This window comes from Actinomadura sp. 1N219 (genome assembly GCF_044326405.1).
Lineage (GTDB): Bacteria > Actinomycetota > Actinomycetes > Streptosporangiales > Streptosporangiaceae > Spirillospora.
The window spans coordinates 193,923-208,016 of sequence record NZ_JBIRAY010000006.1; the positions used below are offsets into that span (position 1 = coordinate 193,923).

The 14,094-nt window shown below is 72.0% G+C and carries 13 protein-coding genes; 4 read left to right on the forward strand and 9 right to left on the reverse strand.

Features of this window, described 5'->3' with window-relative positions:
- Window positions 1–9 precede the first annotated feature (9 nt).
- From ACH35V_RS20500 to ACH35V_RS20520, 5 genes are all read right to left on the reverse strand, one after another.
- Complete coding sequence (locus tag ACH35V_RS20500; RefSeq protein ID WP_395974405.1) at window positions 10–969, reverse strand: hypothetical protein; 960 nt, start codon at window positions 967–969, stop codon at window positions 10–12.
- A gap of 127 nt (window positions 970–1,096) precedes the next feature.
- On the reverse strand, window positions 1,097–1,558 hold the full coding sequence (gene tsaE / locus ACH35V_RS20505; protein WP_395974749.1) for a tRNA (adenosine(37)-N6)-threonylcarbamoyltransferase complex ATPase subunit type 1 TsaE: 462 nt from the start codon (window positions 1,556–1,558) through the stop codon (window positions 1,097–1,099).
- 5 nt (window positions 1,559–1,563) lie between these two features.
- Window positions 1,564–2,637, reverse strand: coding sequence for an alpha/beta fold hydrolase (locus ACH35V_RS20510; RefSeq protein WP_395974406.1), 1,074 nt, complete (start codon window positions 2,635–2,637; stop codon window positions 1,564–1,566).
- 9 nt (window positions 2,638–2,646) lie between these two features.
- Window positions 2,647–3,771: an alanine racemase gene (gene alr / locus ACH35V_RS20515; RefSeq protein WP_395974407.1), complete on the reverse strand. Its 1,125-nt coding sequence runs from the start codon at window positions 3,769–3,771 to the stop codon at window positions 2,647–2,649.
- A 129-nt stretch (window positions 3,772–3,900) separates the two neighbouring features.
- Window positions 3,901–5,391 carry an NAD(P)H-hydrate dehydratase gene (locus ACH35V_RS20520; protein WP_395974409.1) on the reverse strand — a complete coding sequence of 497 codons (1,491 nt, stop codon included), beginning with the start codon at window positions 5,389–5,391 and terminating at the stop codon, window positions 3,901–3,903.
- A gap of 241 nt (window positions 5,392–5,632) precedes the next feature.
- On the opposite strand from ACH35V_RS20520, the gene ACH35V_RS20525 reads away from it, so the two are divergent.
- The 3 genes from ACH35V_RS20525 to ACH35V_RS20535 all read left to right on the forward strand — a co-directional run bounded on the left by ACH35V_RS20525 (window position 5,633) and on the right by ACH35V_RS20535 (window position 7,208).
- Entirely contained in the window at window positions 5,633–6,493 is an 861-nt protein-coding gene (locus ACH35V_RS20525; protein ID WP_395974411.1) for a helix-turn-helix domain-containing protein, read from the forward strand.
- A gap of 39 nt (window positions 6,494–6,532) precedes the next feature.
- Window positions 6,533–6,754, forward strand: coding sequence for a DUF397 domain-containing protein (locus tag ACH35V_RS20530; RefSeq protein ID WP_395974413.1), 222 nt, complete (start codon window positions 6,533–6,535; stop codon window positions 6,752–6,754).
- A gap of 247 nt (window positions 6,755–7,001) precedes the next feature.
- A complete protein-coding gene (locus ACH35V_RS20535; RefSeq protein ID WP_395974415.1) occupies window positions 7,002–7,208 on the forward strand; it encodes a DUF397 domain-containing protein in 207 nt (68 codons plus the stop codon).
- Between the two features lie 115 nt (window positions 7,209–7,323).
- Here ACH35V_RS20535 and ACH35V_RS20540 read toward each other — a convergent pair whose 3' ends face one another.
- From ACH35V_RS20540 to glmS, 3 genes are all read right to left on the reverse strand, one after another.
- Entirely contained in the window at window positions 7,324–8,346 is a 1,023-nt protein-coding gene (locus ACH35V_RS20540) for an ABC transporter permease (protein ID WP_395974417.1), read from the reverse strand.
- Window positions 8,347–8,353: 7 nt separating this feature from the next.
- A complete protein-coding gene (locus ACH35V_RS20545) occupies window positions 8,354–9,391 on the reverse strand; it encodes an ABC transporter ATP-binding protein (RefSeq protein ID WP_395974418.1) in 1,038 nt (345 codons plus the stop codon).
- A gap of 99 nt (window positions 9,392–9,490) precedes the next feature.
- The gene (glmS, locus tag ACH35V_RS20550) at window positions 9,491–11,377 is read right to left on the reverse strand and encodes a glutamine--fructose-6-phosphate transaminase (isomerizing) (protein WP_395974420.1); all 1,887 of its coding nucleotides are present in this window, start codon (window positions 11,375–11,377) and stop codon (window positions 9,491–9,493) included.
- A 121-nt stretch (window positions 11,378–11,498) separates the two neighbouring features.
- On the opposite strand from glmS, the gene coaA reads away from it, so the two are divergent.
- Window positions 11,499–12,440, forward strand: a complete 942-nt coding sequence (gene coaA / locus ACH35V_RS20555; protein WP_395974421.1) for a type I pantothenate kinase — start codon at window positions 11,499–11,501, stop codon at window positions 12,438–12,440.
- A gap of 238 nt (window positions 12,441–12,678) precedes the next feature.
- Here coaA and ACH35V_RS20560 read toward each other — a convergent pair whose 3' ends face one another.
- Window positions 12,679–14,055, reverse strand: coding sequence for an alkaline phosphatase PhoX (locus ACH35V_RS20560; protein WP_395974422.1), 1,377 nt, complete (start codon window positions 14,053–14,055; stop codon window positions 12,679–12,681).
- Window positions 14,056–14,094: the final 39 nt, after the last annotated feature.

Consider the following 14,094-nt stretch of genomic DNA (forward strand, 5'->3'; position numbering starts at 1 on the left):
GACCGTGGGTCAGGACCGGTTGAGGCCCTGGATCACGGCCTTCGCCACGTCGACGGCACCGTTTCTGGCGCTCTGCGACGACAGGGGTTCGCCGTCGTCCGAGCCGGAGTAGTGGATGGTGATGAGGACGTTGCCCAGCCGGACGTTGCCGATCGCCTCGCCCGAGCCCTGCCCGTCGTCGACGCTGTAGACGACGTACCCGTCGTCACCGACATCGGTGAGGCGGGCCTTGTCGGTGAGCTCCTGACCCGCGAGGAGCCCCTTGCCGGACTCGTCGGCGGTCCGTTCCGAGGTGAACTTGGCGCGGGCGGCGTCCGTGGGCGTCTGGGCTCCGGCGGCGGGGATCGCGCGGAGCTCGACGGTCAGCTGGCGCTTGGCGTCGCCCGCGTAGGCGCCCCACACGCACTGGTTCTGCTGGTCGTCGCCCTGGTAGTTGTCGGCCTCGGTACGCGCGGCGTTGGGCGCGAGCCTGTCGACGAGGGCCTGGCCGACGATCGTGCAGGAGTCGGGGACGGCGGTGCGCTCGCCCTTGGGCATCGGGGCGCTCTCGGTGGCGGCGCTGCCGACGGCCTGCCCGTCGCCGGGGTCGTCGCTCGCCCCGACACCCGTCAGGACGGCGAACACGGCGAGCACGCAGACGCCGATCCCGGCCCCGAGGGCGCCGAGGATGACCGCCCAGCGCCTGCCGTTGCGGCGGCGCTCGCGCACGACGCGGTGGCTGCCCGTGTTGTAGCCGCCGCTGCCGGAGCGATGCGAGCCGCTGCTCGTCCGGTATCCCCCGCTGTCCGTCCGGTACCCCCCGCTGTCGGAGCCGTATGAGTCGCTGCCGGTCTGGTGCGGGCCGGTCTCGCTGCGGTACGTCCGGCCGCCCGCCGCCGGGGAACGGCGCGGGTCATGGGCCGGACGGCGGGGGTACCCGCCCGCTTCTCCCGTGCCGCGGTCACTGCCGCCGCGATGGCTCCCACTCACCGGATCCCACTCCCGCTGCGAGAATCGATATGTCGCGAACGTGTGGTTCGTTCCGGGAAAGAATACGACATGTTGCCGTAAAGTTGCCCAGCCGGACAGTAAAGGCATCAAGGTCCCCCGAAGGACCTCAGCCGGCCGCCAGTTCCAGCTCTGACCAGCGGCGACCGACCCCGATGAGCCTTACTTCGCGTTCCTCTCCGGGGCCGTCCCCGCGCGAAACGATCAATTCCAGCCGGTCGTCGGCAAGGCCCTCCGCGAGCCCTTCTCCCCATTCCACGACCGTCACCGATTCCTCGACCGAGGCGTCGAGATCGAGATCGTCCAGCTCGGCGAAACCGCCCAGCCGGTAGGCGTCCACGTGCACCAGCGGCGGCCCGCCGGCCAGCGACGGATGCACCCGCGCGATGACGAACGTCGGCGAGGTGATCGGGCCGCGGACCTTCAGGCCCTCGCCGATCCCCTGCGTGAGTGTCGTCTTGCCCGCCCCGAGGTGGCCCGTCATGACGAGCAGGTCGCCGGGACGCAGCAGGCCCGCGAGGCGGACGCCCAGCTCGCGCATGTCCTCCGCCGTGGGCACCGTGATCGTGATCGCGTTCACGCGGTGCGCTCCTCCTCGTACTCCGGCCGGACGCGGTCGATCAGCCGGCGCAGGCCGCCGGTCACCACGCCCGGGTACTCCAGCGGCAGCACGTGCCCGGCCTCCTCCACCTCTACCAGCTCCGCGTCCGGCAGCGCGTCCGCGATGCGGCGGGAGTGCCCGGCCGGGGTCAGCCGGTCCTGCCCGCCCGCCAGCACGAGCGTCGGGACGCGTCCGAGGACGTCCAGGCAGGCGATCTTGTCGTGCGCCATCAGCGCCGGATAGAACTCCGCGATCACGTCGATCGGCGTCGCCCTGATCATCTGCTCCAGGAAGCCGACGACGGCCGGGCTCACCTGCTTGTCCGCGAACGCCATCTTCCGCGTCACGACGAACGCCAGGTCGGCGCCCAGCCCGCGGGCCCGCTCCACCAGCTCGGCCTGGCGGCCGAGGCCGCGCAGCGTCCGCGGCGCCAGCGGCCGGACGACCTTCGCCAGCACCAGCGGCAGCCCAAGCGTCAGCTCCGCCATGTCCCCGCAGGACGTGTTGACCAGCGCCACCCCGACGACCTGCCGCTTGAACAGCTGGGGATGCCGGTCCGCCAGCGCCATGATCGACATCCCGCCCATGGAATGCCCGGCGAGGATGACGGGCTGCTTGCGCCGGACGGTCGCCCTCAGCACCGCGTACAGATCCTCGCCCGTCTGCTCGATCGTGGCGTTCAGCGGGTCGCCGCGTCCGGAACGGCCGTGGCTGCGCTGGTCCCAGAACACCATTTGGAGGGATCCTTGCAGGTCGCGGCGCTGGTAGTGCCAGGAGTCCTGGTTGAGGGTGTAGCCGTGGCTGAACACGACGGTCAGGTCGGCGTCGTCGGGGCCGTCCACCTCGACGTGCAGCGGTAGGCCGTCGCTCGCCTCGACGGTCAGCTCCCGGCCGCGCAGCTCGCCGAACGGCTCGTCGGCGTCCGGGTCGGGGCGCAGCCGCACCCGGCCGACCGCGACCCGCCGCAGGCCGACGGCCGCCCCCACCCCCGCAGCGCCGACACCCGCGACGGTGCCGGCGATGCCGATCCTGCGCCTGCTGCTGCCCACGCGCGCCTCCTACAGCGCCCCTCCCGGGTACGCCCTCGGTACCCGGGACCCGATGCGGGTGACGATCTCATACGAGATCGTGCCCAGCGCGTCCGCCCACTCCTGCGCCGTCGGCTCGCCCCGGTCGCCCGGCCCGAACAGGACGATCTCGTCGCCCGCCGCGAGCGGGTCGTCGCCGAGGTCGATGACGAACTGGTCCATGCAGACGCGTCCGGCGATCGTCCGCCGGGCCCCGCCCGCGAGGACCTGCAGCAGGTTCGACCCGTGCCGGGGTATCCCGTCCCCGTACCCGACCGGGACCACGGCCAGGGTGGTCTCCCGCTCGGTGCGGTAGGTGTGGCCGTACGACACGCCGCTGCCCCCCGGGACCCGCTTGACCAGCGCCGCGTCCGCCACGAGCGTCATCGCGGTACGCAGCCCGAACGTGCCGAGCGCCGGTATGGGCGTCAGCCCGTACATCGCGATACCCGGACGGACCAGGTCGAACCTGGCCTCGGGCACCGTCAGCGCGCCCGCCGAGTTCGCGAGGTGCCGGACCTCGAACCGCGCCCCGGCCTTCTCCGCGTACGCCGCCATCTCGGTGAACGCCTCGACCTGCGCGGCGATGGACGGGTGGCCCGGCTCGTCCGCGCAGGCGAAGTGGGACATGACGCCCACCACGTGCACCCGTCCGGACGCCTCCGCCTTCAGGGCCGCGTCGACGAGCTCCTCCCAGTCGCGGCCGCGGACCCCGCCGCGCGACATGCCCGTGTCGGCCTTCAGGTGGATGCGCGCCGCGCGTCCGGCCCGCTCCGCCGCCTGGACGACCTCGTCCAGCAGCCACCCGGCGCCGACGGTCAGGTCGACGTCCTTGGCGACGGCCTCCTCGTAGGGCTCGCCGGGCACGCCGACGCACACCAGCGTCCGGACGGTGAGGCCCGCGTCCCGCAGCCGCAGCGCCTCGCCCAGCTTCGCGACCCCCAGCCAGGAGGCACCGCCGGCGAGCGCGGCCCCGGCGGCCTCGGCCAGGCCGTGCCCGTACGCCTCGGCCTTGACCATGGCCATGACCTCGGCGCCCCCCGCGCGCTCGCGCAGCAGACCGACATTGCCGGCGATCGCGCCGAGATCGACGCGCGCCTCCGCTGGAACGTTCATGCCCATCAGTCTGCCGCCCTCAATGCCATGCCCGGGGCATCACGGCCCAGGTCATGGCCAGTCCGGCCCGTCAGGGAGCGCTCCAACGGCACTCCCTGTCCAATAAGACGCCATTGCCCGACCCCGGGTTCAAGCCGGGCCACCGCCCTGGACGGCGCGGAACGCGGCGGGGAGGGAGCGGATCACGTCATAGGCGGTGATGGGGGCCTCGGCGCCCGGGGACGGGGCGGCGGCCAGGCGCGCGGCCAGGCCGTGGAGGTAGGCGCCGGCGGCGGCCGCGTCCATGGCGGGCAGGCCCCCGGCCAGCAGGGCGCCGATGAGGCCGGACAGGACGTCGCCCGTCCCGGCGGTGGCGAGGCGCGGGGTGCCGGTCGGGTTCACGCGGACGGGACGGTCCTGCTCGGCGACCAGCGTGGTGGACCCCTTGAGCAGGACGGTCGCGGACAGCTCGGCGGCGGCCCGCCGGACGTGGTCGAGCCGGGCGGCCTCGACGGCGTCGCGGTCGCCGCCGACGAGGCGGGCCAGCTCGCCCGCGTGGGGCGTGAGGACGGTCGGCGCGGCGCGGGCGAGGAGGTCGCGGCGGCGGGACAGGACGGTGAGGCCGTCGGCGTCCACGAGCGCGGGCAGGTCGGTGGTGAGGACGGCCTCCAGCAGCGACTCGGCGGCGTCGCCGGTGCCGAGCCCGGGGCCGACGACCCACGCCTGGACGCGCCCGACGCGTTCGAGGACCTTCGGCTCGTGCGGACCCGGGTCGATCACCGTGGTGACGGCCTCGGGCCAGCGCTGCCGGACGAGCTCAACAGGCCGGGCGACGGACGCGAAGCGGACCATCCCGGCGCCGCCGTGCACCGCGCCGCCCGCGCTGAGCACGGCCGCGCCGGTGAACGCGTCGCCGCCCGCGAGGATGCCGACGACGCCGCGGCGGTACTTGTCGGACTCGGGGCCGGGCTCGGGCGGCCGGACGTCCGCCGGGCGGGGCGCGACGACGTCCGGGTCGGGCAGGTCGGGGCCGAGCCCGATGTCGACCAGTTCGACCACGCCGCAGTAGGACGCGCCCGGATCGATCAAGAGGCCCGGCTTGTGCGTCCCGAAGGTGACGGTGACGTCGGCCTCGACCGCGGCCCCTTCGACCTGGCCGGTGCTCGCGTCGACGCCGCTCGGGACGTCGCAGGCCACGACGAGGCCCGCGGACCCGGAGGCGAGCGCGGCGTGGCGGGCGTGGGGTTCGCGGAGGCCGCCCGTCCCGCCGATGCCGGTCAGCCCGTCGATGATCAGGTCGGCCCCGGCGATGGCGGCGGCGGTCTCGCCGTCCTGGAGGAGCCGGCCGCCCGCGAGGCGCAGGGACGCCAGCCCCTGCTCATGGATCTTGGAACCCGCCTGAACGACCCGGACGCGGGCGCCGCGCCGGGCGAGCCGCGCGCCCGCGTAGAGGGCGTCGCCGCCGTTGTCGCCGCCGCCGACGAGCAGGACGACACGCGACCCGTACACGGCGGGCAGGACGCGCGCGCACACCGACGCCAGGCCGGCGGCGGCGCGCTGCATCAGGGCGCCGTCCGGAAGCCGGGCCATCAGCGCCGCCTCCGCCGCCCGCACCTTGCCGACCTCGTGCGCGTACCTCATCCGCGGCTCCCCACGTAGATCACACACTCGTCGATCATTCCCTCAGGGTGCCACGCGATCGCTTTCCACAACCTCGCGGCGAGGGCATTAGTACCTTGCGGTGCAACTTTCGGTGTCATGTGCGGCCAAGAATGATCGGCCGTAGAATCTTCCACATCCGGTCCGATGTATTCGCATTGCCGCACGCGGGTGCGGCAGAATGCGCCCAGATCAGTCCGCAGGGACTGGAGAGGCCCGAGCAATGAGCACTTCCCGAGGTCCCTCCGTCCGGCAGCGGCGGCTGGCCGCGGAACTCCGCCGGCTCCGCGAGCGGCAGGGACTCACCGGGGACGACGTCGCCGACCGGCTGACCTGGTCCACCGCGAAAGTCTCGCGCATCGAGAACGCGCGGACCGGCGCGAAGATCGGCGATGTGCTGCGGCTCCTCGACCTGTACGAGATCGAGGGCTCGCGCCGCGACGACCTGATCGCGCTGGCGAACGACGCGGCACGGCGCGGATGGTGGGAGGAATACCGCGACCTGCCGAGCTCGCTGGCCGACTTCATCGCGCTGGAGTCCGAGGCCACGGCCGTGCGGGAATGGGGCAGCACCGTGTTCCCCGGCCTCCTGCAGACCGAGAGCTACGCGCGGAATGTGATCGGCGGCTGGAGCGACCTGGCCACCCTGCCCCCGCAGGAACTGGAACGCCGCCTGGACGTGCGAATGCGGCGCCGGGAGGTGCTGAACCGCGCGCATCCGCTGGAACTCTCGGCGGTTCTCGACGAGGCGGTTCTGCAGCGCCGGATCGGCGACCAGAAGGTCATGCGCGAGCAGCTCGAACATCTCTTCCGGATGACCGAGCTTCCGAACGTGACGGTGCGGATACTGCCTTTGAACACGGCACACTCGGTGTTGGCCGAGTCCTTTATCCTGCTGCAATTCTCACCGGTGCACGACATCGTATTCCCTGATATCGTGCACACCGAATCGCTCACGATCAGCCACTTTGCGGATGAGGCTGTCACTTATATGTACAGGCTTGCCTATAAAAGCCTGGCCGACCAGGCTCTCGACGCCGCCGAGTCGCGGCGGCGAATCATCGAGGCCAGGGATGCATGGTGAGGGTCCGCAAAGCGGCTCAATCCTTGTGAAAGGCACCGAGTGTCCCGTTTCGCCACTCCTGCTCCACAATGGAGGAGAAGCGCCCACTGCGGGGCGAGCAACACATGCGTCGAAGTCGCCTCAATGGTCGGTTCGTCCGATTTCATTGGTGCGCGCGACGCCAAGTACGGCACGCAGAGCCCGGTCCTGTCGTTCTCCCAGGGAGAGTGGCGGGTGTTCGTCGAACGAGCCAAGAAGGGCGAATTCGATTTGGGCCGATGACGTGTGAATGAGCCCCGTCCGGCGCCTCACGAGGGCGCGGCGGGGCAGCGCAGCGAACGAGCCGGGTCCGCACGGGACTCGGCTCGTAGCCGTCACACGGGAAACTTTGCTCCTTCCTCAGCCCGCCGGCCACAGGAGCACCGTCCTGACCCGGGTGTGATCAGCAGTTTTTTGTGATCTTGTTACCTTGTGCTTGGCACCGGCAGCGCGGCCGCGGGCAATGCAACCTTTCGAGGCAGGAGCCGGAATGAGTTTGGTCCATGGGACACCGCCCGCCCGATGGAGAAGGAGCTCCCGATGCGCCACCACCACATGTGTCGAGGTCGCACGCCTCGACGCGGGCGCGATATCCGTACGGGACACCGAGGACGCCGAGACTCGCCTCGCGTTCGACCCCGCTGAATGGCGGGAGTTCGTCCGGGGCGTACGGGACGGCCGTTTCGACCGTCCCTGAAAGCACCCCCGAAAGGGTCTCTGCAAATTTCACTTTACTGAGATTCTCTCAGTGTCGGAGAATTGCGCACAACGGCGTGCGCATTCCCGATTCGCACGCCCCGCGTCCCCGATTCTCACGCCACGCGAACGCCGCGTGGCACACGGTGAAGGGGGGTTCTCAGACGGGCCGCGGTGAGGGTGACGGAACCGCCGGCGAGGGCCAGGTGAAAGAGGAGTCCGTACTGCCAGACAGACTTCTCGTCGTCCTTGTCGGATCTGTTGTGCCCGCCGTACGTGTGCGTTCCGGCGGAACTGTAGGCAACGACATCGTCGCCGTCGTCGCCCTCGCGGATGTCGCGTACCTCGCGGCTGAGATCGCCGAGCGGGTCGGACGACGGCGCCCGCTCGTACACCCTGCCGTCGATCACGACCTCCCGCTTGGGCAGCCGCGGCGCGGCGTCCGCGAGCACCACGACCGGGTTCGGGGCGAGCAGCCACCAGACCCGTTCGGTGTGCTCCTTGGTGTGCACGTGATCGCCGTGGTCCACCTGCTCGGACGTCAGCGGGACCCCGATCATGTACAGCAGCATCGTGCCCGCCAGCAGCCCGAACACCGTCAGGTACGACATCAGGACGGAGGTGACGCTCCGCGCGAGCAGCGCCGACCACGCCTGCGACACCGCGCAGACCGCGCCGATCAGCAGCGCGATGACCAGCAGGACGACCGCGGCGCGTCCGATGCCGACCGCGCCCTCGGCCACCGGCCAGAGCACGCACGGCAGCGTGAGCAGCAGCGTCAGCAGGCCCGTCCCCCAGGCGGCGGCGAGCTTGCCGACCGCGATGTCGCCGGGCGTGAGCCGGGTGACCTGGAGGGTGGCGAGCGTCCCGCGCTCCCGGTCGCCGTTGATCGACTGGCCGCCGAGCGCCGGGGTGACCAGCAGCGTCAGCACCAGCACCCCGAGCAGGACGCCGCCGAACATCGGCACGCCCGCGTCGCCGAAATCCTCGGCGTCGTCGGCCTCCAGCGCCAGCCGCAGCAGCAGCCCGAGCCCGTTCACGATCACGAACCAGACGGCCAGCAGCGTCTTCCAGCGGCCCGTCCGCAGGCGGGTCCTGATCTCCTGCCGGGCCATCAGGCCGATGCCGTGTGCGGTCATGGCCGCGTCACCTCCGGTTCTCGGTCATCGCGAGGTAGGCCGACTCGAGCGCGCTGCCGGCGGGCGCGAGGCCGGTGACGGGGACGTCCGCGGCGACCAGCTCGGCCAGCAGCGCGGCGGCCTCGGCCTCGGTGAGCGGGCCGACCTCTGAGCCGCCCGGCAGGCCGGCGGCGGGTTCGAGGCCCCCCTGCCCGTCGTGAACGCGCCCGTCGAGGACGCGGGCGAGGGTCTCGGCCAGCAGGTCGGGGGCGAGCGACCGGATCCGCCACCGGACGCGGGCCTCCACGCCGGTGAGGTCCGCCATCGCGTGGTCGCCGGCCGTCCGCCCGTTGTCGACCAGGACGACCCGGTCGGCGATCTCCTCCAGCTCGCTGAGGATGTGGCTCGACACCAGCACGGCGACGCCGTCCGCCGCCAGCGACCGCAGCAGGTCGCGCAGCTCGATCCGGGAGCGGGGGTCGAGGCCGGACGCGGGCTCGTCCAGGAGGAGGACGCGGGGGCGGTGCACCAGCGCGCGGGCCAGCCCGAGCCGCTGCTTCTGCCCGCGCGACAGCGCGTGGACGGGCTGCCCGAGCCGGTCCTCCAGGTGGACGAGGCTGAGCAGCGCCCGGACCCGGCGCGGGCGCTCCTCCTTCGGCAGCCCGTAGGCGTCGGCGAAGAACGCGAGGTACTCGTCCACGGTGAGCTGGTCGTACACGCCGAACGTGTCCGGCATCCAGCCGAGCGCGTCGCGGGCCTTCGCCGGACGCTGCCGCACGTCGTGCCCCGCGATCCGCACCAGGCCGGCGTCGGGCGCCAGCAGCGTCGCGAGGATGAGCAGCAGCGTCGTCTTGCCCGCGCCGTTCGGCCCGACCAGCGCCGTGACCTGCCCGTACGGGACGGTGAGGTCGAGCCCGCCGAGGGCCTGCACGGAGCCGAAGCTCCGCGTCACGCCGCGCGCCTCGATCCCGAACTCGCCATGACCGTCGTGATCGTGGTCGTCGTGTTCGTCGGGGTATCGGCGGTCTACGAGGTCGCCGTTCCCGATGTCGCCGTGTCCTGCCACCCGTCGTCCTCCCGACACCGGCCGGTCCCGATCTTCGTGGGACGCGACCCGGCACCGAAAGGTTCCGGGCAATCCGCGCTGTTCGCCCGCCGTTCGCGCCTACTCGACCGTGACGGACTTGGCGAGGTTGCGCGGCTGGTCGACGTCGTGGCCCTTCGCCGTGGCCAGCTCGCACGCGAAGACCTGCAGCGGGACGGTCGTGACCAGCGGCTGCAGCAGCGTCGGGACGGCCGGGACGCCGATCAGCGTGTCCGCGTACGGGACGACCGACTCGTCGCCCTCCTCGGCGATCACAAGCGTCCGGGCACCGCGGGCCCGGATCTCCTGGATGTTCGACACGATCTTGTCGTGCAGGACGTCCCGCGCCCGCGGCGGCACGATCACCACGACCGGCAGGCCCTCCTCGATCAGCGCGATCGGGCCGTGCTTCAGCTCGCCCGCCGCGAAGCCCTCCGCGTGCATGTACGCGAGTTCCTTGAGCTTGAGCGCGCCCTCCAGCGCGACCGGGAAGCCGACGTGGCGGCCGAGGAACAGCACGCACCGCTCGCCGGCCAGCGACCGGGCCAGTTCCCGGACGGGCTCCATCGTCTCCAGGACCTTCGCGACCTTCTCCGGCATCCGCTCCAGGAGCTGCACCATCGCGAACACCTCGTCCCCCCACTTGGTGCCGCGCACCTGCGCGATGTAGAGGGCGATGAGGTAGACGGCGACGAGCTGCGTCAGAAAAGCCTTCGTGGACGCGACCGCGATCTCCGGCCCCGCGTGCGTGTACAGGACGCCGTCGCACTCGCGCGGCAGCGTCGAGCCGTTGACGTTGCAGATCCCGAGGAGCTTCGCCTTCTGCTCGCGGGCGTGCCGGACGGCCATCAGCGCGTCCATCGTCTCGCCCGACTGGGAGATCGCGATGACCAGCGTCGCCGGGGACAGGATCGGGTCGCGGTAGCGGAACTCGCTGGCCAGCTCCACCTCGCACGGCAGCCCCGCCCAGTGCTCGATCGCGTACTTGGCGATCAGCCCGGCGTGGTAGGACGTCCCGCAGGCCACGATGATGATCTTGTCGACCTCGCGGAGCTCGCGGTCGGGGATGCGCATCTCGTCCAGGCGGAGGCGGCCGTCGGCGCCGATCCGGCCGAGCAGGGTGTCGGCGACCGCCCGCGGCTGCTCGGCGATCTCCTTGAGCATGAAGTAGTCGTAGCCGCCTTTTTCCGCGGCGGACACGTCCCAGTCGACGTGGTACTCCTGCACCTCGGCGGGGCGCCCGTCGAAGTCGGTGATCGTCACCCCGCCTGCGCGCAGCTCGACGACCTGGTCCTGCCCCAGCTCGATCGCGTCGCGGGTGTGCGCGATGAACGCGGCGACGTCGCTGGCGAGGAAGTTCTCGCCGTCGCCGACCCCGACGACCAGCGGCGAGTTCCGGCGGGCGCCGACCACCAGGTCAGGGTCGCCGGTGTGCACCGCGACCAGCGTGAACGCGCCGTCCAGCCGGCGGCAGACGCGGCGCATCGCCTCCGCGAGCCCGCCGCCCGCGCCGTTGAGCCCGCCGCCCGCGCCGTTGAGGCCGCCGACCGCCTTCAGCTCGTCCTCCAGCAGGTGCGCGACCGCCTCGGTGTCGGTGTCGGACGCCAGCCCGTGCCCGGCCTCCTCCAGCTCCGCCCGCAGCTCGGCGAAGTTCTCGATGATCCCGTTGTGGATCACCGCGACGGAGCCGGTGCAGTCGACGTGCGGGTGCGCGTTCCGGTCGTTCGGCGGGCCGTGCGTCGCCCACCGCGTGTGCCCCATCCCGAGCGTCCCGGCGGGCGGCGGCTCCTCGGCCAGCGCGCCCCGCAGGTTCACGAGCTTGCCCGCGCGCTTCGCCGTCGCCAGCTTCCCGTCGGCCAGCACGGCCACCCCGGCCGAGTCGTAGCCGCGGTACTCCAGCCGCGCCAGGCCCTCCACGACCACGTCGAGCGCCGGACGGCCGCCTACGTACCCCACGATTCCGCACATGGCGGCCACTCTATTCGGTGCCCCGACCAGGGCCTACCGCAAGTGGCGTAGTCGGATGACGCTAACGTGGACGACCGGTGAAAACGCCGTGACCGGCTGACCGCCCGGTTACTGTTCAGCCATGACGACCGGATGGGACAGCGTGCCGAGCCCCTACGTGCAACTCTCCCGGGACGCCTGGCGGGGCCTGCGCGAGAACACGCCGCTGCCCCTCACGCCCGGCGAACTGGACGCGCTGCGCGGCCTCAAGGACCCGATCGACATCGCGGAGGTCGAGGAGGTGTACCTCCCGCTGTCGCGGTTACTGAACCTGTTCTTCCTGTCGGACGGACGGCTCCGCGACACCGTCAGCGGCTTCCTCGGCGGCGAGGTCCAGCCGACCCCGTTCATCATCGGCGTCGCGGGCAGCGTCGCGGTCGGCAAGTCCACCACGTCCCGGCTGCTGCGCACGCTGCTCGCCCGGTGGCCCGAGCACCCGACCGTCGAGCTGGTCACCACCGACAGCTTCCTCTACCCGAACGCCGTCCTGTCCGAGCGCGGGATCATGGACCGCAAGGGCTTCCCCGAGTCGTACGACCGGCGCGCCCTCGTCCGGTTCGTCTCGTCGATCAAGTCGGGCGCGGACGAGGCGTCGATCCCTGTGTACTCGCACTTGGAGTACGACATCATGCCCGGCGCGGCGCAGACCGTCCGGCGGCCCGACATCCTGATCGTCGAGGGGCTGAACGTGCTGCAGGCCCCGCCGCCCGGCGCGCTCGGCGTGTCCGACTTCTTCGACTTCTCCATCTACGTCGACGCCCGGGTCGAGGACATCCGGCAGTGGTACGTCGACCGGCTGTTCGCGCTGCGCCGCACCGCGTTCACCGACCCGCGCTCCTACTTCCACAAGTACGCGATCGAGCTGGACGAGGACGAGACCGCCGCGTTCGCCCAGCGCGTCTGGCGGGACGTCAACGAGATCAACCTCGTCTCCAACATCCTCCCGACCCGCGCCCGCGCCACGCTCGTCCTCCACAAGGACCGCGAGCACGCCGTCCAGCGCGTCCGCCTGCGCCGCATCTGACCGAAGCCCCCGGCGGACTCGATCAAGGACGAGGAACTGGCGTCCACCTTCCAGCGCGGCGAGCTGCCGCACTTCTCCGGGATCAACACGTTCCTGAAGGACCAGTCGGACGTGACGAGCCTGCTCGGCGTCCGGCTGATCTGCGAGGTCCTGGCGTCGTCGGTGGCGGCGGGCAGGCTCGGCCGGGACCGCGCCGGCTGACGGCTGACGGCTGACGGCTGACGGCTGACGGCTGACGCTAGCGGCGGTCCCAGGGGCCGGTGATCGCGAAGGTCGTGCCCGGGTCGTAGACGTTCACGAACATGGTCGTCTGACGGTCGCGGGAGAACGTGACGCCTGCGAACTCGCCCCATTCGGGCTTGTCGTCCGTGCCGATGTTCTGCCTGTTGCGGGCCATCGGATACACCTTGCGCTGGCGGGTCACGCCGTAGACGTGCTGCGCGCCGCCTCCGTCCTCGCAGACCATCAGGCCGCCCTGCGGGGCGAGGCAGATGTTGTCCGGCGACTCGCCCGGCGCCTCCACGTCGGTGTCCGGGCCGAACACGATCACCAGGGTGAGCCGGCCACGGGACGGCTCGTACGACCACACCTGCCCGAAATGGTCGGCGCCCGACCCCTCCTTCTTACGGGCGTAGCTCGACACGAAGTAGACGCGGTCGCCGCCCCAGTAGCAGCCCTCCAGCTTCTGCGCGTGCGTGACGCCGCCGGGCCCGAAGTCCTGGAACCGGATGGGCGTCTCCTTGGCGAGCGGGTCGGGCACCGGAAGCCACTCGACGCGGTCGAACACCGTGCCGGGCTTCTGCACGACGGACAGGTCGGGGACGTCGGGGACGCGCAGCGCCTCAAGCCGTCCGCCCGCCCGCAGGCTCCCGGCCCCGCCCTTCGGCTTCTTCGGGAGGAACCGGTAGAACAGGCCGAACGGCTTCTCGAACGCGTCCTCGGTCTCGTACACGGCGCCGTCGCGCGGGTCGACGGCGACCGCCTCGTGCTGGAACCGTCCCATCGCGGCCAGCGGCTCCGGGACGGTCCGGTCCGGCCGGTGCGGGTCGACCTCGAAGATGAACCCGTGGTCCTTGGCGTAGTCGCCGGTGCCCGCCTTGTCCTCGGTCTCCTCGCAGGTCAGCCAGGTGTTCCAGGGCGTGGGGCCGCCCGCGCAGTTCACCGCCGTCCCGGCGATGGCGACGCGTTCGGCGTGCACCCGTCCGGCGCGGTCGACCTCCAGCGCCGTGCAGCCGCCGAGGCCCGCGGGGTCGTAGGTGACGCCCTTGACCGGCGGGACGCGGTGCTCGGCGTCCGGCCGGTTCTCATGGTTCCGGACGAGCCAGGCCCGGCCCCCAGAACCGGGGAACGCCGACATGCCGTCGGCATGGCTCGGCACCGGCCCCTCCCCCGACCGCAGCGGCTCCCCCTCCCGCGACAGGACCGTGTACTGGAAGCCGCGCGGCAGGTCCAGCACGCCCTTCGGGTCGGGCACCAGCGGCCCGTACCCGTCGCGGCCGCCGACCGGCACGGCGCCGGCGTCCCCCGCGAACAGCTGCTCGACGGCGCCGCTGAAGGCGATCCCCGCCCCCACCGCGCCCGTCCCGGCCAGGAGCCGACGGCGCGAGACTGACATGAGCACACTCCCTGCTGGACGATCGAACCCTCCAGCCCG